The following is a 22,385-nucleotide window of genomic DNA, read 5'->3' as shown; positions in this document are numbered from 1 at the left end:
GCCCGCCGCCGGGGCGCCGTCCAACGCCGCGCGAAGACCAACCACGTCTACCTCTCCCGCCGGAAAATCAGCGATCCGAAGCGGGCAAACCCAGATGAGTCAACGACTCAAACCAAGCGGGCATCTTGACATGAGGCAACAGGAACGGCGGATCCACCCCGCTCCCGAGCGCGGGAACTACCGCGATCTTCGTGTGGGGACTCATCCGTGCATATGCACAGATGCGGCCCCACGGGAAGATCTCCGTCACTGCCCCGACGCCGAGGGCGATGTCGCATTCCTGCGAGAACCCGCCCTGGCGATGCGTCATGCTGGGTGTCATGTATGACGAGCGGGAGGCATGGCTGCGCGCCATCCAGTCGAAGGACGCGCGCTTCGACGGCCACTTCGTCACAGGGGTGACGTCGACGGGGATCTACTGCCGTCCCAGTTGCCCCGCCCGCAGCCCCCACCCCCGCAACGTCCGCTTCTTCGTGACCGCCGCCGCGGCCCAGCTCGCCGGCTTCCGCGCCTGCAAGCGCTGTCTCCCGGGCGCCTCGCCGGGCTCTCCCGAGTGGGACGTGCGCGGCGACGCCGTCGCCCGCGCGGTGCGGCTCATCGACGACGGCCTGATCGACCGCGAGGGCGTCACGGGCCTGGCGACCCGGCTGGGTTACTCGGCGCGCCAGGTGCAGCGGATGCTGCAGGAGGGCACCGGCGCCAGCCCTCTGGCGCTCGCCCGCACCCGGCGGGCCCAGACCGCCAGAACGCTGCTCGAGGCCACGGAGCTCCCGCTCACCGACGTTGCCTTCGCGGCCGGTTTCGCCAGCCTGCGCTCCTTCAACGCCACCATGCGCGCGATCTACGACGCCACCCCGAGCGAGCTGCGCCGCACCTCGCGCGGCCATGGACCGAGGCACGACGGCGGGCTCACCTTCGTCGACCTGACGCTCCCCGTCCGGCAGCCCTTCTGCGCCTGCAACGTGTTCGGGCACCTCATCGGCACCGCGATCGACGGCGTGGAGACCTTCCGCGACGGCACGTACCACCGCACCTTGCGCCTCCCCGGCGGCCACGGGGTCGTCTCCCTCCGCCCGGCGACCCGTGGGGTCGAGGCCCGGATCGGGGTCAGCGACATCGTCCAGCTGCCGACGGCCCTCGCCCGGGTGCGGCGGCTGTTGGATCTCGACGCCGACCCGGTGGCCGTCGACGAGGCGCTTGCCGCCGACCCGCTCCTGGCACCGCTCGTCCACGCACATCCCGGCAGACGGGTGCCTCGGGGGGTCGACGGCGACGAGATCGCCTTCCGCATTCTGCTCGGCCAGCAGGTGTCGACCGCCGCGGCCCGCACCCATGGAGCCCGGCTGGTCAGGGCCGTCGGCACGCCCGTCGAGACCGGCATACCGGGACTGGATCACCTCTTTCCGACCGCCGACGCCGTCGCGGGCGCCCCGGACGAGGCGCTCGCCTACCCCGCGGCCCGCCGCGACACGATCCGCCGACTCGCCGGGGCCTTGGCCGACGGCGACCTGGACCTCTCGGTGGGCGCCGACCGGGACGCCGCGCGCGCCGGCCTCGCCTCGCTCAGGGGCATCGGCCCGTGGACGGTCGAGATGATCGCGATGCGGGGCCTGGGCGACCCGGACGCCTTCCCCGCCACGGACCTCGGAGTGGTCCGCGCGGCCGGGGAACTCGGCGTCGACCTCACGGCACGGTCCGCCGCGTGGCGACCGTGGCGCTCCTACGCCACCCAGCACCTGTGGGCGCTCACGCCCCACGCCGTCAACACGATCCCCGGCCACCCGGGATGTCAGGAGCAGCCATGACCTACAGCGTGATGCCGTCGCCGATCGGCCCACTCACCGTCGTCGCCCGGGACGGCACGCTCGTCGCCGTGCTCATGGAGGGGCACCGCCGGCCTCCGGTGGCCGAGTCGGCCTGGGGGGACCGCGTCGATGACGCCCACCCCGACGCCACCCGCCAACTGCGGGAGTACTTCGACGGCGGCCGCACCGACTTCCAGCTTCCCCTGGCGCCTGAGGGCACGGGCTTCCAACGCGCGGTCTGGGGCGCGCTGCAGGACATCGAGTACGGCCACACCACGTCCTACGGCGCACTGGCGCTGCGTGTGGGCCGGCCCGGAGCATCCCGCGCAGTCGGGGCCGCGGTCGGTCGGAACCCGATCTCGATCGTCGTGCCGTGCCACCGCGTCATCGGGGCCGACGGCACCCTGACCGGTTACGCGGGCGGCGAGGGCCGCAAGCGGTACCTCCTCGACATGGAGCGCGGCGGTCGGCTGCTGTGAGCGGCGGAGACAGCGGAACCCCCGGACGCGTCCAGGGGTTCCGAGTCTCACCGGCGGAGGTGGCGGGATTTGAACCCGCGATGGGGTTGAAGCCCCAAACCCGCTTAGCAGGCGGGCGCCATAGACCGTACTAGGCGACACCTCCAGTGCCGTCACAGCCTAGCCGAGGCGCGCGCGGCTCGCCAAAATCCCCGCCCGCCCGCGCGAGGGCGAGCACGGAGGAGACGTCTACACTGGGGCCGCAGGAGGAGCCCATGACCGACCAGCCGCGGGGCCGGCGCGCCGCACCCGACGACGGGGAGCGCGACGAGCCGCCGACGCGCCCGTTGCGCACCTCCCTCCTCCTGACCATCGCGTCCGCGCTGCTTCCCGGCTCCGGCCTCCTCGGCGCGAGGCCGCGCCTGGCCCGCATCGTCGGCGCCATCACCGCGGTGATCGCGGTTGTCGTCGCGGCCTACGTGGGGTACCTCGCCCTGACCGATCCGGCCAGCCTCGCCACCGCGGCGGTCAAGCCGGCGATCCTCACCGGCGTCAGCACGGCCCTCATCGTGGCCGGCCTCGTCTGGGTGGCGCTGATCGCCGCGACCCAGATCCTCACCCGGCCCCGTCGTCTGCCGGACCGCCGCCGCGCCCTCGGCGCCCTGCTCGTCACGGCGCTGGCCTTCGGTGTGACCGCCCCCACCGCCATCGGCGCCAGGTACGCGCGCGATCAGATGCTCCTCGTCGACCGCGTCTTCACCTCCGGGCCCGACGAGGTGAAGTCGTCCTCACGGCCCACGCTCGAGGGCAAGGAGGACCCGTTCGAGGACATCCCGCGCCTCAACATCCTGCTCCTCGGGGCCGACGGCAGCGCCTCCCGCGCCGACGCCGTCGAGCAGTACAGCGTGCGGACCGACACCATCATGCTCGCCTCCATCGACACGGCCACGGGCGACACGACCCTGATCCAGATCCCGCGCAACCTGCAGTACACGCCGTTCCCCCAGGGCAGCGAGATGGCCGAGCTCTTCCCCGACGGCTTCCGCGGGGAGCCGGCCGAGGAATGGTTCATCAACAGCATCTGGGCCCACGTCGAGCTGGAGTATCCGGACCTGTTCGCCGACTCCACCTACCGCGGCGCCGAGGCCCTCAAGCAGGGCGTCGAGGGGGTCACGGGCCTGAAGGTCGATTACTTCGCGATGCTGGACATCGACGGCATCCAGCAGCTGATCGACGCCATGGGCGGGGTGACGGTCAACATCAACCAGCGGCTGGCCATCGGCGGCAACAGCCAGGGCAAGCGGCCCTCGGGATACCTCGAGCCCGGGCCCGACCAGCACCTCATGGGCTACGAGGCCATGTGGTACGCGCGCAGCAGGCTGGACTATTCGGACTACGACCGGATGGCCCGCCAGTCGTGCCTGGTCGGGGCCATCATCCGGCAGGCCAACCCCACGACCATGCTCACCCGCTACGAGGCGATCGCGGCCGCGTCCTCCCAGATGGTCGTCACCGACATCCCGCAGCGCGACCTGCCTGTCATCGTCGAGCTGGCTCTCCGCGTCAAGGACGCTCCCGTCACGCGCCTGGTGTACTCGCCGGGCAAGAACGGCTACTCCTACAACAACCCGGACTTCGAGGCGATGCGCGCGGCCGTCGAGGATGCGATCCAGGGCGACCCCAGCCCGTCGGCCTCGCCCACCAGCGCTCCCGGCACGTCGAGCCCCGTCCCGGCCTCCTCAGCCTCCACCGAACCCACGACGAGCGCCGAGTCCCCGTCAGCCGGCCCGTCCGCGTCGGCGACGGCGGCCGGGGAGCTGACCGACGGCGCTCAGGACGTCGGCGACGCCTGCGCCTGGAACGGCGACGACGCGGAGGCTGACCCGGAGGACTGAATCAGCCGTTGGCCGCCTGCAACCGCTGGCGGATGTCGGTCAGCACGTCGTCGATCTGCTGACGATCCCCTCCCGGGAACAGGAGGTGCGTCCGCCGGACCGCGCCGTGGTAGATGGTGACGTGCGAACCCTCCTGGGACTGCGTGACCTTCGTCACGTCGACCCATTCGCCGGCGTGGTCGACGCTGGGTCCCACCAGCCGGTAGCCCGCGTCGTCCAGCGTGAGACGGACCGCCAGCCGGTCGATCGACAGGAACGCCACGACGGTGAGGACCACCCCGCCGAGCAGCACCAGCCCGCCGAGGATCGTCAGCGCGACATGCCAGTCCTGGGTGAGCGACACCACCAGCAGGACCGCACCCGCCAGGGCGGCGACGGCGGCGGTGACGAACGCGCGGACCGGGGGGCGGGGCTTGATGACGTGCGTGGACTCGGCCATGCCGACAGCGTACCCACGCCCGCGGCAAGGAGTGTGGCGGCGAGGGTGGGATTCGAACCCACGGAGAGTTGCCCCTCGGCCGCTTTCAAGGCGGCTGCACTAGTCCACTATGCGACCTCGCCAGTGCGCGACCATGCTAGCGCGTCGCGCCGTCGTCGGTATCGTGGCGGGCCCCGGCCGACGCCGGGCCGGAGAGAGGACCGACATGCCGCCGAGGTCGCCGCTGCCGCCGCGCCACGGGCTTCAGGCAGCCTGGGTGCGCACCCCCGACCGGGATCCCTCCGCCCCCGCGCCGTGGGCGTCGATGCGCGACTGGCTGGTCGACAAGCTGGCCCCGTCCCCGGAGGACGTCGACGACATGCTGGCCCGGGGGGTGTTCGTCGACGAGGCGGGGCGGCCCCTCACGGGCGCCGAGGGCTACCGCCCGCACACCTTCGTCTGGTTCCACCGCGAGCTCCGCGAGGAGGCCGAGGTGCCCGGTGAGCTGACCCTGCTCCACCTGGACGACCGGATCGCCGTGTTCGACAAGCCCCACTTCCTCTCCACCATCCCGCGCGGCCGCCACGTCCTGCAGTCCGCGGTGGTCAGGGCGCGCCGGCAGCTCGACAACCCCGAGCTCTCCGCCGCCCATCGGCTCGATCGCGGCACGGCGGGCGTGCTGCTGATGACCACCGCGAAACGGTGGCGGGCCGCGTACCACGGCGTGTTCAGCGACCGGTCGGCCGTCAAGACCTACCGGGCCATCGCGCCGGTCGACCCGGGGTTGAGCTTCCCACGCCGGGTGGAGTCACACCTCGTCAAGCGGGTCGGCACCCTGCAGGCGGAGACCCTGGACCTGCCGCCCAACGCCGTCACGGACATCGCCCTGCTGGAGGTGCGCGGGGCCTGGGGCCTGTACGAGATCCGGCCGACGACGGGCCGCACGCACCAGATCCGGGCTCACTTCAACGAACTGGGGATTCCGCTGCTCGGCGACCCGCTCTACCCCAGCGTCCTCCCCGTCGACATCGACGACTTCACGACCCCGCTGCGTCTGCTGGCCCACCGGCTGGAGTTCCCGGACCCGGTGGACGCGGCGCCCCGCTGTTTCGTCAGCTCCCGCCAGTTGGACTGGCCCTCGGGTTAGGGTGAAGCCCGGGGGTGGAGATGAAGCGTGCAGCGGGTTGGTTGATCAGGGGGGCGGTGCTCGCCGCCATGGTGCTGGGCCTCACCGCGATGCCGCCCGCCCCGCAGGCGGCCGCGCTGGACGTGTACACGACCCCCGGCACCCATGAGCTCAACGGCCGGACGTGGCGCACCGCGTGCGAGGCCTACTCCCCCTCCGTCGAACGCTGCCGCACCGAGATCGAGGCCCATCAGGTGGTGTACACCGGCGGCCGCTACGTCATGCGGTACGGCTGGACGTTCAACAATCTCACGTACAAGCCGAGCTCGCGCGTGCAGTGGATCGGCAACATCCTGGCCACCCCCGGCGAGCACACCGTCAACGGGCGCCGCTGGAAGACGGAGTGCGACTCGGCGTGGACCGGAGTGGGCGCCTGCCGCTCCCTGATCTGGAGCACGACGTACCAGTTGGTCGCCGGCTCCTATGTGCGGGTGCCGGCGTGGGTGTTCAACAACATCGTGAACTTCGCGCCCGAACCCGTCACCGACCAGTTCTGCGCCGCCGCCCCGATCTCGCCACCGCCCACCGCTGGGGCGGGCCCTGACGCCGACCCCTCTCCAACCCCCACGCCGACGCCGACCGAGCAGACCGCCGAACCGGAGCCATCGGCATCGGACCTCTCTGCCTCCCCGACACCCGAGGCTCCCTCTCCCACACCCGAGTCCCTCTCTCCGACGCCCGAAACCCTCCCCCCGACAACGGAGGCTTCCTCCTCGGGCGAGCCGTCAACCTCCCGAGTCGTCGGCAGCACCTCGCCCTCCGCCGAGGCCGACAGCGTCGGCTCCCCGACGCCCACGCCGGCTCCCGCACTGGCGGCCGCGGCGATCAGCGTGACGCCGACCATCACGTCGGTCCACCATACGCACGTGGCGGGCGCCCTCTACGACCGGCTCGGGCCCATCATGGTGACCGGGACCGTCGACGGCGCACCGGCTGGAACCGCCGTCACGGTCGTGCTGCAGGACGCCGACGGGGCGCGCAGGTCCAGTGTCGACGTCGTCACCGGGACCGACGGCGCGTTCCGCGGCCAACTGACAGGCGGCTTCGCCGGGCGGGCGACAGTGGTCGTCACGTCCCTCGACGCCGTGGCGACCCGGGCCATCGACATCGGCCGCGCCACCACGACCCAGTCCATCCCCACCCGGCTGGACCCGGTCGCCGTGAGCCCGATCACCGGCCGGACGACGCCCGCGATCCCCGGTGCCATGGTGACGGCACAGGTCCGCGCAGGCTCCGGGTGGCAGGTCGTCGCCTATGCCCGCCCCGCCACGGACGGCAGCTACTCGGTCCCCTACAGCCACCGCGGCGGCTGGCTCGGCACGCAGGATGTACGGATCTGCGTGACGCTGCCCTGGGGGGCCACGATCCCCAGCGCGTCCGCGACCACCGTGACCCGCGCACGCCTCGCGAACCCCGTCGTCACGCAGACGACGGCCGGCGAGGTGTCCACCACCTACCGCTCGGGCTGCCCCGTCGCCCCGTGGCGCCTGCGCACGATCCGGATCAACCAGCAGTCGATGGACGGCCACGTGTACCGGGGCGAACTGATCGTGCGCAGCGAACGCGTGGCCGAGGCGGTCGACGCGTTCCGGCGCGCCTTCGAGGGCGGGTTCCCGGTGTATCAGATGACCAACCCCAACGCCTTCGGCGGGAACGATCCCCGCATGATGGCCGCGAACAACACGTCGGCGTTCAACTGCCGGCGCGTCGTCGGGAACCCCTACGCGCTGTCGCCGCACTCCTACGGCTACGCCGTGGACGTCAATCCGTGGCAGAACCCGTACCGCGATCCCTCCGGGAAGTGGTGGCCGAGCACCGAGCACGTGTCGCGGACGCCCGTGGTGCCCGGCCAGCTGACGGAGACGTCGATCCCGGTCGTGGCCTTCAAGTCCCATGGGTGGCGCTGGTTCTCCGGCTGGGACTGGCATCACTTCGAGAAGCGCTGATGTCGGCCCGCGTGGGCGGACGCCGCCGCGTCGTCGCAGGCCTGCTGCTGACCGGACTGACCGCACCGGGCTGCGCCGTCCCCGCTGACGACGCCCCGTCTGGGCCCGCCTCCGCCACGGCCACCCGCACCACTGCCCCCGCCACGTCGCCACCGGCCGCCACCCTCAGCCCATCGCCGGCGCCCTCGGCCGGTCCGGCGTCGGAGTCGCCCGCCGCACCACCCGACGCGCCCCCGGTCCCGACCGCCCCCGCCCCCTCCACCGCCGGCGGTCTCACGGAGAGCGACATCGCCGTCCCCGACGGCTGGTCCCCCACGGCCCGCCCAGGGTCCCCCGACGACGGCTTCCTCGGCAACGGGACGTGGGTCCACGCGACGTCCCCCGCCCACTCGGCCTTCGCCGCGATCTCTCTGGGCTGCACCGATCTGCGCGCCTACCCACAGCCCGCCGCCGCCTTGGAGGGCACGCTCACCAACGCCGACGGGGCCGCCGGTGTCGGCCTGGTCCTCGAGTTCGCCGACGCCGCCGAGGCGCAGGCGTACTTCGCCGAGTGGGTGCGGCAGGCGGAGGCCTGCCTGGGAACGGTCACACAGCGGCTTGCGCTGACCGCGGACACGTGGGTGGGCCGCCGGAACCTCGACACCGTCTGGTCCGAGACCGTCGGCGTCCGCGGCGCGAGCGTCTCGCTGCTCATCGTCGACGACCCTGACACGGACCTCGCGGGCGTCCTCGGCTGACCCGGCTATGGCAGGCTGAGGGCATGCGCGCAGTGATCGTGACCAGCCCCGGCGACGTCGACGCCCTCACGCTCGGCGAGATGCCGACGCCCACCCCCGGGCCGGGTGAGGTGCTCGTGCGGACCGTCGGCTCGGGCGTCAACAGGGCGGACGTCCTCCAGCGGCAGGGCCACTACCCCCCGCCGCCCGGTGTCACGGACGTCATCGGCCTGGAAGCCTCCGGCGTCGTCGCGGGCGTGGGCGCGGGCGTCGAGCGGTGGCGGGAGGGCGACGAGGTCGTCGCCCTGCTCGCGGGTGGCGGATACGCCGAGTACTTCGTCGCGCCGGAGGGCCAGCTGATCGCTCCCCCTCCCGGTGTCGACCTGGTGTCGGCGGCCGGGGTCCTCGAGGTGGCCGCGACGGTGCTGTCGAACCTGCGGGTCGCCCGGCTAGCGCCGGGGGAGGTTTTCCTCGTCCACGGCGGCGCGGGCGGCATCGGGACCTTCGCGACGCAGTACGCCAAGGCTGTCGGCGCCACCGTCGTCGCGACGGCCGGCTCGGCCGCGAAATTGGACCACTGCCTCGCCCACGGCGCCGACCACGCGTTCGACTACCACGACGACTGGGTGGGCGCCCTCAAGGAGGCGACCGGCGGCGCCGACGTCATCCTCGACATCATCGGCGCCAAGTACCTCGAGTCGAACGTCGCGGCCCTGCGGCGGGGCGGCCGGATCGTCGTCATCGGCCTCCAGGGCGGGGCCAAGGGCACGCTCAACCTCGGCCTCCTCCTCGCCAAGCAGGGAACCGTGGCCGCCACCTCCCTGCGGTTCCGGCCGGCCGCGGAGAAGGCCGAGATCTGCGCCGCCGTCGAGTCCGAGGTGTGGCCGATGCTTGAGGACGGGCGGATCCGCCTCTCCCCCGAGACCCGGATGCCGTTCAGCGATGTGCGGCGGGCGCACACGCAGCTCGTGGGCGGCGACAACGTCGGCAAGATTGTGCTGGTGCACTGACCGGGGCGACGCCCCGAACGTCAGTGGTCCAGCAGCGCCTGGATGGCCCGCTCGGCCGCGTGCCCGTCGCCGTACGGTTCGCCGCGGACCCCCGTCGGCTTGGGCCTGACGATGACGTCGCGCAGCCGCGACAGGTCGGGGTCGAGGATGTTCCAGCCGTCGGTCAGCGTCTCGACCCACTCGGTCTCCGTGCGGATGGTCGTCACCGGAGTGTCGAGGAGGAAGGCCTCCTTCTGCAGTCCGCCGGAATCGGTGACGACGCCGGCCGCCGCCATGACCGCCCGGACCATCTGTGGGTAGGCCAGCGGCTCCGAGGCGACGAGGCTGCCGGCGCCGAGGTTGAGGCCGTGCCGCTCCGCCATGGCCCTCAGCCGCGGGTGCGCCAGCAGCACGACCGGGACCGGCGCGTCCTGGAGGGCCGTGAGGATGGCGGCGAGGCGTTCTGGGTCGTCGGTGTTGTCCGCGCGGTGGATCGTGGCGAGCGCGAACGGCTGCCGGGCGTCGACACCCTCGGGCACCTGCACCGGCTGCTCGGCGACGGCGTCGCGGGTGGCCAGGCAGACGTCGGTCATGACATCGCCGACGAGGACGGTGCGGTCGCGCAGCCCCTCGGCGGCGAGGTGCTCGACGGCCACCTCCGTCGGTGCCAGCAGCAGGTCCGCCAGGTGGTCGGTGACGATGCGGTTGTGTTCTTCGGGCATGCGCCGGTTGAACGACCGCAGCCCAGCCTCCAGGTGCGCGAGCTTGATGTGCATCTTCACGGCCGCCAGCGCCGCGGCCGCCGTCGAGTTGGTGTCGCCGTAGGCGAGGACCCAGTCCGGCTGGAACCGCTCGAGCACCTCGTCCATCTGGGCCAGCATCGCGCCCGTCTGCCGCCCGTGCGTGCCGGAGCCGACGCCGAGGTGCGCGTCGGGGGCGGGGATGCCGAGGTCGCGGAAGAACACATCCGACAGCAGCGGGTCATAGTGCTGTCCGGTGTGCACGATCACGTGGTCGACGGACGGCTGGTCGGCGCAGGCACGCACGATGGGGCCGAGCTTGACGAACTGGGGCCGGGCGCCGACGACACTCATGATCTTCACGCGCCCCAGTCTGGCACATGCGTGCCGGGGGCCGGTCGCGCGCGCTCAGCCGGCGGCGGCCTCGCGCACCTCGAGCGACCCGAATTCGCCGTGGGGCGTCGCGCCCGTGAACCCCGTCATGGCGCCGTACAGCTCGAGGATCGCCGCCTCCTGGCCCTGCCAGGAGTACCGCTCGGCCACCTCGCGCACCGCGTAGCGCGACGGGTCAGTGAGCACTCGCGCCGCGGCCTCCCCGAAGGAGCGTGCGTCGTTGGAGACGAACACCTCGCCGACCCCGTTGCCGGTGACGAACTCCGCCATGAGCTTCGCGTCGGACACGACGAGCGGCAGACCCGCGTGCAGGTACTCGAACAACTTGTTGGGCATGGCCGCGTCGTGGTTGGGCGACCCGCCGGGCAGCGGGTGCACGGCGACGTCCGCCCCCGAGAGGTAGTGCAGCAGTTCGTTCTGACCCACGGGGCCGACGAAGTGCAGGCGGTCCGCCACCCCGTGCTCCGCCGCGAAAGCCTCGAGCTTGGGGATCATCGGGTGCGGCAGCGGGACGGAGACGACGACCAGGTGCGCCTCTGCCGGGAGATGCGCGATGCCCTCGATGATCGTCTCGATGCCGCGTGCCCAGCTCATGGTGCCGGAGTACACCACCACCGGCACGTCCGGCCCCAGCCCTGCGGCCTCGCGCACCGTCGTGGGGCCCTCCGGCGTGGTCAGCGGCGGCATGTTCAGGAAGACTGACGGGCGGGTCCGCAGCTGGTAGACGTCGCGGAGGACGTCGGCGATGGGCTCGGACACCGTCGACGTGGCATCGGCGTGCCCGATCATCGCGCGTTCGCAGGCGATGAGGGCCTCGTGCGCGGCCACCAGACCCTGCTCGAGCGGCGGGATCCCCGCGAAGTTCTCCCGCGCGTCGTAGTAGAACTTCGGGTCCCGCCCCTGCGCGCGGAGCCTGGTCAGCGCCTCCCGCGCGGCGAGGAGAACCTGCGGGTGGTGGGCGTGCAACACGTCGGGCTGCAGGTCGACCAGCAGGTCGGTGAGCGTGTGCTCGATGTCATAGACGACCGGCAGGTTGCGCTCGACGCCGTCGATGACGAAGGGGTCCTTGAGGCCGGCGCGCCGACGGCGCTCGACGTCCACGCGGTAGGCGAGGTCCGACGCGACGGAGCGTCCCTTGAGGGCGGCGACGCGGCCGGTCTCGACCAGCCATCTGGCGGCGGCCTTCGCCGAGCCGGTGGTCAGCCCGCGGATGCGGGAGCGGAGCACGGTCCGGCGGCGATGGGCGGCGCGGCGCGCCTCGAGGTTCCCGGCCGGGCCCTGCTGGGCGGGGCGGCGCTGGAGCGGGACCCGGATGACCCGGATTCCGTCGCCCAGGACGTACTCGCCGGAGCGGCCGTCGGCCGCCTCGAGCGAGATGACGACCGGGTCGTAGCCGCCGCGCCGCAGGGTCGTGGCGAACTTCTTGACCCGCGAGTCGATGTCGATCGGGGCGTGCCGGAACAGGACGACGCGCGGACCCGTCACAGGTCAGGCTCCCTTGCCGATGACGGTGATGCGGACGTCGGGGAAGTTCGCGGGGTCGAGGACACGACGGCCGTCGACGATCGCGGTGACGCCGGGCAGGGCGCCGGCGGCGAGGTCGCGGTACTCGGCGTGGTCGGTCTGCAGGATCGCCAGGTCCGCCTCCTGCCCGTAGTGGTAGGGGGCGAAGCCGTAGCGGCCGAGCTCCTCGTCGGTGAACATCGGGTCGTGGACCGCGACCTCGGCACCGCGGGCGCGCAGCTCGTTGACGACGGGGAACACGCCGGAGAACGCAGTCTCCTTCACGCCGCCGCGGTAGGCCGCGCCGAGGACTGCCACGCGCTTGCCGGCCAGGTCACCGGCGAGGCCTTCCAGCAGGTCGACGGCGTGCGCCGGCATTGCCGCGTTCGCGGCCCGGGCGGTGGACACGACGCTGGCCTCGGGATCGGTCCACAGGTAGAGCCGCGGGTAGATCGGGATGCAGTGCCCGCCCACCGCGATGCCCGGGCGGTGGATGTGGCTGTACGGCTGCGAGTTCGACGCCTCGATCACCTGGTAGACGTCGATGCCGTTCGACGCGGCGAAGCGGGCGAACTGGTTCGCCAGGCCGATGTTGACGTCGCGGTACGTCGTCTCGGCGAGCTTGGCCATCTCGGCGGCCTCCGCCGAACCGAGGTCCCACACGCCGTTGGGGCGGGTCAGATCCGGACGCTCGTCGAAGGTCAGCACCGCCTCGTAGAACGCCGTGGCGCGGGCGGCACCTTCGGGCGAGAGCCCGCCGATGAGCTTGGGGTACTTGCGTAGGTCCGCGAACACGCGGCCGGTCAGCACCCGCTCCGGGGAGAACACGAGGTGGAAGTCGCGGCCCTCGACCAGGCCGGAGCCCTCTTCGAGCATCGGCTTCCAGCGGGTGCGGGTGGTGCCCACCGGCAGGGTCGTCTCGTAGCTGACCAGCGTGCCCGGCTTCAGCCCGGCGGCGATGGCGCGGGTGGCGTCGTCCATCCAGCCGAAGTCCGGGGTGCCCTCGCCGTCGACGAACAGGGGCACCACGACCACGACGGCGTCGGACTCCGCGACGGCCGCGGTCGTGTCCGTGGTCGCGCGCAGCCGGCCCGCCGGCACCAGCTCGGTGAGCTTGTCCTGCAGGTGTGCCTCGCCCGGGAACGGCTCCGTGCCGGCGTTGACCAGATCGACCACCGCCTGGTTGACGTCGGCGCCGATCACCTCATGCCCGGCATCGGCGAACTGGACCGCCAACGGCAGCCCGATCTTGCCCAACGCAACGACCGTGATCTTCACTGAAAAGCTCTCCTTCGCATGGCCCCGCGCGATGCCCGGGTCGACTCGGCTGGCGGCACCGCCCTCAGGCGGCACCCACCTCGATGAACCGGTTGGTGGCAGCGGACTCGATCATGGCCTCGCACACCTCGACCACCCGGGCGCCCTGCTCCATCGTGACGATGTCCGCGTCCTTGCCCAGCACCGCGTCGCGGAAATTCTCGTGCTCGGTGCGCAGCGGCTCGGGCTTCGCGATCGCGAACCGCGTCACATCGCCCTCCGACACGCCCCGGAACTGCGCGATGTCGTCCCACGTGGTCGCGACCAGCCCGTTGGCGTAGAACGTCAGATCCGCGGTCAGCGTGTCGGCGACGAACATCCCCTTCTCGCCCGTCACCACCGTCAACCGCTCCTTGGTCGGCGACAGCCAGTTGACCAGGTGGTTGCTCATCAGGCCGCCGCTGAGCTGACAGGTGGCCGACACCATGTCCTCGTACTCCCGGCCGGCCTTGCTGACCGTCCGTGCCCCGACCAGCTCGTACTCCCGCTGCGTCACCCACGCGGTCAGGTCCACGTCGTGCGACGCCAGGTCCTTGACGACGCCCACATCCGCGATCCGGGACGGGAACGGGCCCTGGCGCCGTGTCTGCACCTGGTACAGGTCGCCGAGGTCCCCGTTCTCCAACCGCTTGCGCAGGTTCTGCAGCGCCGGGTTGTACCGCTCGATGTGCCCGGTCGCGCCGACCAGGCCCTTGGCGGCGAACGCCTCCGCCAGCCGGCGCGCGGCCCCGGTGTCCTTCGCCAGCGGCTTCTCGATCAGCGCATGCACGCCGGCCTCCGCCAACGCCAGACCGATCTGCTCGTGATACGCCGTCGGCGTGGCCACCACCACGTAGTCCACGCCCTGCGCGATCAACTCCTCGACCGACCCCAGCACCGGCAACGCGCCAGCGACGCCGTGCGGGTCACCCGCCGGGTCCGCCACGGCCACCAGATCGACACCGTCGATCGAGCGCAGATTGCGCGCGTGGTGCCGCCCCATCATCCCCAGGCCGATCAGACCCGCCCGCAGACCCGCCACGTCAGGCACCGGCCTTCGCCAGCGCGTTGACCGCCTCGACGATCCGCTCCAGGTCACCCTGCGACAGCGACGGATGCACCGGCAGCGACAGGCACTCCAACGCCGCCTGCTCCGTGTTGGCCAGGTGCACATCAACCTGGAACGGCTTGAGACGATGGTTCGGCACGGGATAGAACATCCCCGAGCCGACGTTGTACTGCTCCTTCAACGCCGCGGCGAACCCGTCACGGTCCTCAGCCACCCGCACCGTGTACTGGTGATACACGTGCACCGCGCCCTCGGACACCGGCGGCGTCACCACACCCTCCAGGTTCGCCGACAGGAACGCCGCATTCTCCTGCCGCGTCCGCGTCCAGCCGTCGACCTTCGTCAACTGCACCCGCCCGATCGCCGCATGGATGTCGGTCATCCGGTTGTTCAACCCGACGACCTCGTTGTGATACTGCTGCAACATCCCCTGATTGCGGTACAGCCGCAGGTTCCGCTCGATCGTCTCGTCGGCCGCCGACACCATGCCGCCCTCACCCGAGGTCATGTTCTTCGTCGGATACAGCGAGAACATCGCGAACTCACCGAACGCGCCCACAGGCGTCCCGTTCAGCTTCGCCCCATGCGCCTGCGCCGCATCCTCGAACAGCTTCAGACCATGCCGGTCCGCGATCTCACGCAACTCGACCATCTTCGCCGGATGCCCGTACAGGTGCACCGGCATGATCGCCTTCGTGCGCTCCGTGATCGCCGCCTCCACCGACGCCGGATCCAACGTGAAATCGTCCAGCGCGATATCCGCGAACACCGGCGTCGCGCCCGTCAACGCCACCGAGTTCGCCGTGGCCGCGAACGTGAACGACGGGACGATCACCTCGTCCCCTGCACCGATCCCGCACGACAACAGGCCGAGATGCAGACCCGACGTGCCCGAGTTCACCGCCACACACGCCCGACCCAGACCGAAATGCGCCGAGAACTCCTCCTCGAACGCCTTCACCTCCGGACCCTGAGCGATCATGCCCGACCGCAACACCCGATCAACCGCAGCCCGCTCCTCGTCACCGATGATCGGCTTGGCCGGGGGAATGAACTCACTCACTTCGAAACCTCCACAAGGATGTCGTCCTGCTCCTGATACTGCTCACCGGTCTGCGGACACACCCACAGGCCCTCGGCGTCACCGCGCTCGAGCGGGACACCAGCGCGCCCCACCCACCGGATCCGCTTGGCCGGCACTCCTGCCACCAGCGCGAAGTCCGGGACATCCTTGGTCACGACGGCGCCCGCGGCCACCATGGCCCAGCGCCCGATCGTCACCGGTGCCACACACACGGCCCGCGCGCCGATCGACGAGCCGGTCCGGCAGGTCACGCCCACGGGCTCCCAGTCGTCGCCGCGCTTGAGCTTCCCGTCCGGGTCGATGGACCGCGGGAAGTGGTCGTTGGTGAACACGACAGCGGGACCGACGAAGACGCCGTCCTCCAGCACCGCCGGCTCGTAGACGAGCGCGTAGTTCTGCAGCTTGCAGTTGTCGCCCATCTGCACGCCTGTCCCGACGTACGCGCCGCGACCGACGATGCAGTTGACTCCGAGAACCGCCTGCTCACGCACCTGGGCGAGGTGCCAGATCGAGGACCCCTCTCCGATCACCGCGTCCGGAGACACGTCGGCGCTGGGCTGGATGCGAACCATGTCGCTCCCTTCTGTCGTCGGGGATGAGCATACAACCTGGGTCACCGTCGGCTCCGGACGGAGGAGGCCAGCGCAGCGACCGCCGCGGCGACGGCGTCGTAGGGGTTGGGGCGCTCCCGCGCCTCGGTCCCCGCCGCGCGTGCGGCCGCCACCAGCTCGTCGCGATAGGCCTCGTCGGTGGCGAACCTCCGCAGCGCCGTCACCGTCTCGTCGTGCCCGGAGACCACGACGCCTGCGCCGGTCCCCTCGAGCAGCGCGGCGACCCGCGGGAGCGGGGTGGCCACCGTCGGGAGACCGCAGGCCTGGTACTCGTACACCTTCGACGGCATCGCGTCGCGGAACGCCGGGGTGTCGTCGAGGAGGCAGAAGCCGACGTCAGCCCGTTCCGCGAGGCGCCAGGCCTCGGCCGGCGGCAGGCGGTCGTGGAAGCTCACGTGGCGGCAGTCGTCGTCCGTGAGCCGCGCCTCGAGCCAGCTGCGGTCCGCGGGGGCGACCGCGCCCACGAGGTCCAGGGCCCACGGCTGCGGGTCGGCGACCGTCGCGGCCACGGCCTCGATCATGGCCTGCAGGCCGCGCGTGCGGCGATTGTCGCCGATGTAGAGGGCGCGGTACTGCCCCTCCGCGCGGTCCCGCCGGATCGGCGGCAGCAGGCTGAGATCGGGCTCGTTGCGCAGCAGCATCCGGCGGGGGGCCGTCCGCGGAGGGACGTGGTCGTCGGCCGCCAGGACGAGGTCCGCCGCCGCGATGATGCGGGTGAGCAGGCCGACGGTCCCCTGGAGCACCCGCAGCAGGGGGCCCGGGACCCACGGCCGGTCGGTGAGCAGGGCCCGGTAGTCCTCGTGTACATCGGCCACCCACGCGCCGCGACGGAGACGGCGGCTCAGCCAGGCCATCGGCGCCGTGTCGGGGTCGATGGTCAGCAGCACGGGCGTGCGCAGGCGCCACGGCCACAGCAGGGCGCGCATCGCGCGGACGGCCGCCCCCTGGCGCGGCGCGGTGCGGATCGTCGCCCCGGCCGGGCCGCCGGCGGGGTCGCCGAGGCCCAGGATCTCGACCGTGAGGCCCGCCCGGCGCAACGCCCGGACGGTGCGGTGCAGGCGGGCGTCCGCGACGTCGTGACCGGTGGTGACGACGCCGACGTCGGCGCTCAGAAGTCCTCCATGACGATGGCCTCGTCGCCGACCTTGAGGAACTCGAGGTAGGCGTCACAGACCTCCGCGGGGTCGCCGCGCTTGATGAGCCGGCCCTTGTGGAGCCAGATGACCTCGTCGGACAGCTCCTGGATGGTCGAGAGGGCGTGCGAGACCAGGAGCATCGTGCCGGCGGAGTTCATCAGCTCCTCCATCTTCTTGCCGGCGCGCTGCTTGAACTGGGCGTCGCCGGCCGACAGTGCCTCGTCGATGATGAGGATGTCCGGCTCCATGAACACGGCGACCGAGAACGCCAGCCGGGAGAACATGCCGGACGAGTACGTCCGCATGGGCATGTCGATGAAGTCGCCCAGGTCGGCGAAGTCCGCGATCTCCTCGAACTTCTCCGTGACCTCGGCCCTACTGAGCCCCGCGGCGAGGCCGCCGATCATGACGTTCTCGCGGCCGGTGAGGGCCGAGTTGAAGCCGACGCCGAGCGCGAGCAGTGTCGAGACCTTGCCCCGCACCTCGATCTGACCCTTGGTGGGCGGGAGGATCCCGGCGACGGCGCGCATGAGGGTCGACTTGCCCGCGCCGTTGGCGCCGATGAATCCGGTGCACTTGCCCGCGGGGACCTCGAAGCTCACCCCCTTGAGGGCGTTGACCTCGCGGTAGCGCACCTTCTCCTTGCGGGCCTTGCGGACCAGCGCGTTCTTGAGGGAGTTCTTGCGCTCGAGGTTGACGCGGTACGTGACGTAGAGGTCGTCGACGATCACCGCGGCGTCGTCGAGGTGCTCCGTCGGGCCGGTGACGGACTCGTGTGCGACGGGCTCCGGCGCGCCGGGGTCCCGCTCCAGGGACTGATCAGAGGCGGACAGCGAACTCACGCTCCCTCGAGATGAAGTACAGGGTCCCGACGACCGCCGCGAGGACGGCCCACACCGTCCCGCCCACCAGATAGCTGACGGCGGGAGCGTGCCCGGCGAGGGCGTCGTGCCAGATGCCGAGGACCCCGAAGACGGGATTGAGCTGGATCCACTGCCCCACGTGGCGCCCGATCGGGCCCTCGAGGAACATCTCGGCCGAGTACAGGACCGGCGACGCGTAGAGCCAGATGCGGATGAAGTAGGGCAGGAACTGCGAGGTGTCGCGGAAGTAGACCTGCCACGTGGCCACCAGCGCCCCGAGCCCCAGACCGAGGAGCGTGGAAAGGACGATCGCGACCAGCATCCACAGCATGTTCCACGACCAGGGCAGGCCCCACGCGATGTGGATGACGAGGTACACCAACAGCGTCGGGAGGAACCGGCGCAGGCCGACGTAGACGTTGGAGAAGATCAGCAGCATCTTCGGGAAGCTCATGTTGAGCACGAGGCTGCCCGCGTTCGTCACCGCGTTGACGCACGCCTGCATCGCCCCGGTCACGTAGAAGAAGAGGAACAGGCCGGCCGCGATGTCAGGGAAGGTGTGGCTGGCGGAACCGCCTGACAGGACCACGACGAGGAGGAAGTACACGCCGGCCAGCAGCAGGGGGTTGACGACCAGCCAGAGCTGCCCCAGCACGGTGTTGGTGTTGGTCGCCCTGAGGTTGGTGTGCGCCAGCTCGAGCGCGAAGTCACGCCGATGCCACAGTTCGCTGAAGTAGTCGCGCAGGTTGGGGATGCTGGCCTTGTGCGGCTTGTAGACGCGACGCTGCACCGAGGTGTCAGTCCTGCTCCGGGACTCGCTCAACGTCTCTCCTTCCGGCATGTCGGCCACGTCCGCGACGTCACGCGGTCCGGTGGTCGGTCATCAGTGTCGCATACACGCCCCGGAGGACCGCTTCGTCCTCCGGCCAACTCAGCCTGGGCCGGGCTCGCCGGACCTGGTCGACCAGCGTCGGATACTCGTCGACGGCCGTGCGCAGCGCCGCGGTGAGCGAGGCGGCATCCCCCGGGCGGTAGAGAACGCCGAGCCGGTGCTCGCACACGAGGGCGCCCAGCTGCCCGACGTCGGTGGCCACGACGGGGACGCCCAGGCTCACCGCGTGGAAGAGCTTGTTCGGCATCGCCAGCCGGTGGTTGGGCCACTTGTCTGAGTGCGTCACCAGGGCCAGGCCGGCCGCCGCGATCTCGCGGGACACGTCGTCGAGCGGGAGCGCGGGGCGGACGGTGGCGCGTCCGGGGTCGAACGTCGCCAACCAGGTCTCGTCGCCGGGGCCGACGATGGTGATCGGCAGGTCGGTGTTGCGGCTGGCCGCGGCGACGACCTCCAACTCGCGGTAGGCCCCGACCCGGCCCGCGTACACCGCGCCGCGCGGCCGGGCGGGCAGGTCTGGCAGTTCGGCCTCGGGACGCAAAGGGAAGGTGTTGCGCACCACTGCGATGTCGCTCCAGCCGTACTGCCGCGTCAGTTCCTCGGCGACGCCCGGTCCGACGGTGATGACGGCGGCCGCGCGACCTCCCCACTCCGCCTCCTGCCGGCGCTCGCGGCGATCCTGCAGCGGCGTCGGCCGGTACTCGCGCGGGACGCCGCTCCAGAGCTCGTGGGAGTCGTAGACGAGCGGCACGCCCCGCTCGTCCGCCAGCCGGGCCCCCACCCCGAGCGCGGTGAAGTCGTGCGCGTGGACGACGTCGAACGACCGCTGCGCCGCGTCGCGGTAGGCGCCGTCGGCCCACCGGGAGAAGGAGCTGTTGCGGTGCTGCGGGAGCAACAGCCACCGCGCGAACCGACCAGGCCAGGACAGCCGTGTCGGGGAGTCGTCCCGCGCCTCGCGGCGGAACACCGACGACGAGCCGACGCTTGAGACGGTGACCCCAGACCCGGGCGCGAATCCTGCGGGGACGGATTTGCCGACGATGTGGACGCTGTGGCCGATCCCGGCCAGGCTCGACGCCTCCCGCAGCACCCGGGTGTCGGTGGCGACGGAGGTGGCCACCAGCATCAGCACACGCATCGAGCAGAACCCTCCCGAGGGACCGAGGGCCAGCTCCAGGTAAGCCTGACCGCGGAGCCAGTCTAGGCGCACGGAGCGCGGAGGGCTGGATCCGCCACTGTGCTAGGTTGACGCGGATAGACCCCCCAAGGGTAAGACTCCCGAGCAGGTGCCCTCATGCGACTTTTCCGGATCATGACAGTGGCTCTAGCGATGGCGCTCGGGGTGATCTCTGCGCCACAGGCCTCGGCCGAGATCGACGTGTACACCACACCGGGCGTGCACGAAGTGAACGGGCGGTTGTGGTCGACAACGTGCGGGCGATACAGCACCCAGGTGGAGCGCTGCCGCACCGAGATCTGGGCGACCACGATCACGATGACGTCCGGCGGAGGCTTCACGCGGAGCAACGGCTGGGTCTTCAACAACCTCACCTACAAGCCGGTACCGAGGGCGGTCTGGGGAGACAACCCGCTCGCCAACACCCGGCAGTGGACCGCGGAGGACGGTCGACTCTGGCGCACCGAGTGCGACACACTGACCACCGGCCGCAACGGCTGCCGGAGCGAGACGTACTCCAGCGTCGTCCTCGTCCGAGACGGTCGTGCCGTCGTGGATCAGGCGTGGGTCTTCAACAACATCGTCCGCTTCTCGACGTCCACCGCCACGGCGTCGCCCGCGCCGTCGCCGAGTTCGTCCTCGGGAACCAGCTGCGACACTTCCGTGCTCCCCGCCGGCTATGCCGTCACCAACGGGGTCCCCCATGCGATCAAGCCCCCCTATACGCCGGTCGACCAGTTCAACCCCGTCTCGGTGGCCCTCTTCATCGATGCCGTGAGCAAGTCGTCGGCGATCGCCGCTGACACGCAGCTCTGCCTGATGCGGATGGCGGGCAAGCTCGCGCTGAGCAAGGCGGTGAGCCGCAGCTACGCGGGTGAGACCTCCCTGTGGTACCCGTACGGCTTCGCCTATTCGGCCAATCCCTCGACGCCCACCCTCCAGCCCCCCTGGTACTCCGGCATCGCCCAGGGCGCGATGTTGTCGGCCCTGGGCACCCTCCATGACCGCACCACGGGCACCGAGGCGGCCACCTGGCGGGACGCGGCCACTCGCACGCTCAACTCCTTCCTCATCCCCTACAGCGACGGTGGGGTGCGCAACTATCTCGACATCAAGGGTCAGCGGGTCCTGATGTTCGAGGAGTACCCCACCGGGGCGACGCCGACGAGTGTTCTCAACGGCCAGCATGTCGCGCTCATCGCACTCGACGCCCACTATCGGCGCTTCGGAGACGTCAGGGCGAAGGCCCTGTTCGACGAGGGCGTGGCCCACTACGACCTCGTCCTCGAAGCGGCCGAACTGCCGGTCGAGGGCGGCATCATGTCCACCTACGACCTCGTGCGGGGGTACGCGCCGGCGCCGCTGAGATACGTCTCACTCGGCGGCAGCGTGAGCCGTAGCAAGATGAACGCGACGGTTGTCGACGTCCCCACCGCGCTGCGCGATGTCCCGGCGCCCAACGTGATCGTCAACCCGACGCTCGGCACGGCGACGGGGTGGAAGATCCTCGGCAGCGGCACGACCATCGCCAACGGCGTGGCGACCGTGCGCAACGACGGCGCCGGATGGACCGGCATCGAGCAGCGGATCCCCGGCGGCACCTTCCGCTCAGGACAGAAGGTGAGCCTGCAGTTCCAGGCCAAGGCAACGTACCCGTTCGGCCTCAGCGGGATCTCTCCGCGGTACGTGGCCTACCAGGTGTGCCCCTCCGGCACGACGAACCTCCTCGATCAACAGAAGAACCGTGGGGACGTCTGGGCGGTGTACCGCGACGAGTTCACCGTGCGGGACGGGAGTTGCACCATCCTCCTGCAGTTCCTCACCGCAACTACGCGGGCCAACGACACGGTCGTGCAGTACGACAACATCTCGTTGCGCCGCTCGGACACCGTCGGAGCGGCGCTGACCCCGCGGTACGACCTGTTCGTGTGGCGCACGCCCGTGAACAACCTCACCCTGTTCGGCACCGGTCTCGTGGCGGTCGAGGTGTACACGGGCGGCCGCTGGCACCAGATCATCCAGTTCAACGCCCTGCCGGAGGGCCGGACTGTTCAGATCCCCGAGGAGTACACGGGTCGCAACATCCACTACGGCTACCACGACACGTCACACATCGCTGAGCTTCAGTCCCTGTACACGCGGTCCGGCCTCGAGTACTTCAAGACGTACGCGGAGCGCTGGCTCCCACTGGCGCCGAACAACGCGCGCTGA

The 22,385-nt window shown here is 71.2% G+C and carries 19 protein-coding genes and 2 tRNA genes; 8 read left to right on the top strand and 13 right to left on the bottom strand.

Annotated features, from left to right (window positions below; translation table 11 throughout):
• Window positions 1-320 precede the first annotated feature (320 nt).
• Together ACFQPD_RS06045 and ACFQPD_RS06040 are read left to right on the top strand one after the other, a co-directional pair.
• A complete protein-coding gene (locus ACFQPD_RS06045; protein WP_385899438.1) occupies window positions 321-1,805 on the top strand; it encodes an AlkA N-terminal domain-containing protein in 1,485 nt (494 codons plus the stop codon).
• The gene (locus tag ACFQPD_RS06040) at window positions 1,802-2,284 is read left to right on the top strand and encodes a methylated-DNA--[protein]-cysteine S-methyltransferase (protein ID WP_385899436.1); all 483 of its coding nucleotides are present in this window, start codon (window positions 1,802-1,804) and stop codon (window positions 2,282-2,284) included. The genes ACFQPD_RS06045 and ACFQPD_RS06040 overlap by 4 nt, the downstream gene beginning before the upstream one ends.
• Before the next feature lie 54 nt (window positions 2,285-2,338).
• Here the strand turns inward: ACFQPD_RS06040 and ACFQPD_RS06035 are convergent.
• A tRNA-Ser gene (locus ACFQPD_RS06035) sits at window positions 2,339-2,429 on the bottom strand.
• A 109-nt stretch (window positions 2,430-2,538) separates the two neighbouring features.
• On the opposite strand from ACFQPD_RS06035, the gene ACFQPD_RS06030 reads away from it, so the two are divergent.
• The gene (locus ACFQPD_RS06030) at window positions 2,539-4,158 is read left to right on the top strand and encodes an LCP family protein (RefSeq protein WP_385899435.1); all 1,620 of its coding nucleotides are present in this window, start codon (window positions 2,539-2,541) and stop codon (window positions 4,156-4,158) included.
• Window position 4,159: 1 nt separating this feature from the next.
• Here the strand turns inward: ACFQPD_RS06030 and ACFQPD_RS06025 are convergent, their stop codons facing one another.
• Together ACFQPD_RS06025 and ACFQPD_RS06020 are read right to left on the bottom strand one after the other, a co-directional pair.
• Window positions 4,160-4,597 (bottom strand): hypothetical protein, encoded by a 438-nt coding sequence (locus ACFQPD_RS06025; protein WP_385899433.1) that lies wholly within the window; start codon window positions 4,595-4,597, stop codon window positions 4,160-4,162.
• 34 nt (window positions 4,598-4,631) lie between these two features.
• Window positions 4,632-4,719 (bottom strand) — tRNA-Ser (locus ACFQPD_RS06020).
• Between the two features lie 182 nt (window positions 4,720-4,901).
• Here ACFQPD_RS06020 and ACFQPD_RS06015 point away from each other — a divergent pair.
• Genes ACFQPD_RS06015 through ACFQPD_RS06000 form a run of 4 tightly spaced genes read left to right on the top strand, consistent with a single transcriptional unit; the run spans window position 4,902 to window position 9,434 of the window.
• On the top strand, window positions 4,902-5,723 hold the full coding sequence (locus ACFQPD_RS06015) for a pseudouridine synthase (RefSeq protein ID WP_353080940.1): 822 nt from the start codon (window positions 4,902-4,904) through the stop codon (window positions 5,721-5,723).
• Window positions 5,724-5,743: 20 nt separating this feature from the next.
• Window positions 5,744-7,708, top strand: coding sequence for a M15 family metallopeptidase (locus tag ACFQPD_RS06010; protein WP_385899431.1), 1,965 nt, complete (start codon window positions 5,744-5,746; stop codon window positions 7,706-7,708).
• Window positions 7,708-8,445 (top strand): hypothetical protein, encoded by a 738-nt coding sequence (locus ACFQPD_RS06005; RefSeq protein WP_385899430.1) that lies wholly within the window; start codon window positions 7,708-7,710, stop codon window positions 8,443-8,445. The genes ACFQPD_RS06010 and ACFQPD_RS06005 overlap by 1 nt, the downstream gene beginning before the upstream one ends.
• A gap of 23 nt (window positions 8,446-8,468) precedes the next feature.
• On the top strand, window positions 8,469-9,434 hold the full coding sequence (locus ACFQPD_RS06000; RefSeq protein WP_385899428.1) for an NAD(P)H-quinone oxidoreductase: 966 nt from the start codon (window positions 8,469-8,471) through the stop codon (window positions 9,432-9,434).
• Between the two features lie 20 nt (window positions 9,435-9,454).
• On the opposite strand, the gene wecB is transcribed toward ACFQPD_RS06000, so the two are convergent.
• From wecB to ACFQPD_RS05950, 10 genes are all read right to left on the bottom strand, one after another.
• Complete coding sequence (gene wecB, locus ACFQPD_RS05995; RefSeq protein WP_385899426.1) at window positions 9,455-10,516, bottom strand: non-hydrolyzing UDP-N-acetylglucosamine 2-epimerase; 1,062 nt, start codon at window positions 10,514-10,516, stop codon at window positions 9,455-9,457.
• Between the two features lie 45 nt (window positions 10,517-10,561).
• Complete coding sequence (locus tag ACFQPD_RS05990; RefSeq protein WP_385899425.1) at window positions 10,562-12,031, bottom strand: glycosyltransferase; 1,470 nt, start codon at window positions 12,029-12,031, stop codon at window positions 10,562-10,564.
• A gap of 3 nt (window positions 12,032-12,034) precedes the next feature.
• On the bottom strand, window positions 12,035-13,327 hold the full coding sequence (locus ACFQPD_RS05985) for a nucleotide sugar dehydrogenase (RefSeq protein WP_385899424.1): 1,293 nt from the start codon (window positions 13,325-13,327) through the stop codon (window positions 12,035-12,037).
• Between the two features lie 64 nt (window positions 13,328-13,391).
• Window positions 13,392-14,387: a Gfo/Idh/MocA family protein gene (locus tag ACFQPD_RS05980; protein WP_385899443.1), complete on the bottom strand. Its 996-nt coding sequence runs from the start codon at window positions 14,385-14,387 to the stop codon at window positions 13,392-13,394.
• Window position 14,388: 1 nt separating this feature from the next.
• A complete protein-coding gene (locus tag ACFQPD_RS05975) occupies window positions 14,389-15,477 on the bottom strand; it encodes a DegT/DnrJ/EryC1/StrS family aminotransferase (protein WP_385899422.1) in 1,089 nt (362 codons plus the stop codon).
• Window positions 15,474-16,070 (bottom strand): acyltransferase, encoded by a 597-nt coding sequence (locus ACFQPD_RS05970; protein ID WP_353080924.1) that lies wholly within the window; start codon window positions 16,068-16,070, stop codon window positions 15,474-15,476. The genes ACFQPD_RS05975 and ACFQPD_RS05970 overlap by 4 nt, the downstream gene beginning before the upstream one ends.
• Window positions 16,071-16,111: 41 nt before the next feature.
• The gene (locus ACFQPD_RS05965; RefSeq protein WP_385899420.1) at window positions 16,112-17,146 is read right to left on the bottom strand and encodes a glycosyltransferase; all 1,035 of its coding nucleotides are present in this window, start codon (window positions 17,144-17,146) and stop codon (window positions 16,112-16,114) included.
• Window positions 17,147-17,217: 71 nt separating this feature from the next.
• Entirely contained in the window at window positions 17,218-18,087 is an 870-nt protein-coding gene (locus ACFQPD_RS05960) for an ABC transporter ATP-binding protein (protein ID WP_385899418.1), read from the bottom strand.
• Window positions 18,065-18,931, bottom strand: a complete 867-nt coding sequence (locus ACFQPD_RS05955; protein WP_385899416.1) for an ABC transporter permease — start codon at window positions 18,929-18,931, stop codon at window positions 18,065-18,067. The genes ACFQPD_RS05960 and ACFQPD_RS05955 overlap by 23 nt, the downstream gene beginning before the upstream one ends.
• 37 nt (window positions 18,932-18,968) lie before the next feature.
• Window positions 18,969-20,135 (bottom strand): glycosyltransferase, encoded by a 1,167-nt coding sequence (locus tag ACFQPD_RS05950; protein ID WP_385899414.1) that lies wholly within the window; start codon window positions 20,133-20,135, stop codon window positions 18,969-18,971.
• A 204-nt stretch (window positions 20,136-20,339) separates the two neighbouring features.
• On the opposite strand from ACFQPD_RS05950, the gene ACFQPD_RS05945 reads away from it, so the two are divergent.
• The gene (locus tag ACFQPD_RS05945) at window positions 20,340-22,385 is read left to right on the top strand and encodes a D-glucuronyl C5-epimerase family protein (RefSeq protein ID WP_385899412.1); all 2,046 of its coding nucleotides are present in this window, start codon (window positions 20,340-20,342) and stop codon (window positions 22,383-22,385) included.

The sequence above is a fragment of the Tessaracoccus sp. O5.2 genome, from assembly GCF_964266725.1.
Classification (GTDB): domain Bacteria; phylum Actinomycetota; class Actinomycetes; order Propionibacteriales; family Propionibacteriaceae; genus Arachnia; species Arachnia lapidicapta.
This window is presented reverse-complemented; position numbering and strand designations above follow the sequence as displayed.